We start from the raw sequence: 263 nt of genomic DNA, 5'->3' as shown, positions 1-263 counted from the left end.
CGACGATCCACTCGATCTACCGCCGCCTCTACGCGCTGCGTTATCTCGAGCCGGGCTCGCTCAACGCGTCCCTGTCGCCGAACCGCGATGTGATCCAGATGGAGCGGAACGGCAATGCCTATCGGCTCATCGTACGAAACCACTTCGACGGCGGAATAGAGGTGCTTCATGCCGATGCCGTGGCGCTCGCGACCGGCTACAGGTTCCGATTGCCGGATGCGCTGGCCTCGCTCGGCGAAAGGATAAGCCTCGACAGAAACGGC

Annotated in this window: 1 protein-coding gene; it reads left to right on the top strand. The window is 62.7% G+C overall.

What is annotated here, in order from left to right; translation table 11 throughout:
- Positions 1-263: SidA/IucD/PvdA family monooxygenase (locus EOD29_RS32530; protein ID WP_164763980.1), on the top strand; the 263-nt coding region annotated here is incomplete at both ends.

The organism is Mesorhizobium sp. M1A.T.Ca.IN.004.03.1.1, assembly GCF_003997555.1.
In the GTDB taxonomy this organism is placed as follows: domain Bacteria; phylum Pseudomonadota; class Alphaproteobacteria; order Rhizobiales; family Rhizobiaceae; genus Mesorhizobium.
The sequence above is the reverse complement of the archived record's forward strand: the minus strand, read 5'-3'. Positions and strand labels throughout refer to the sequence as shown.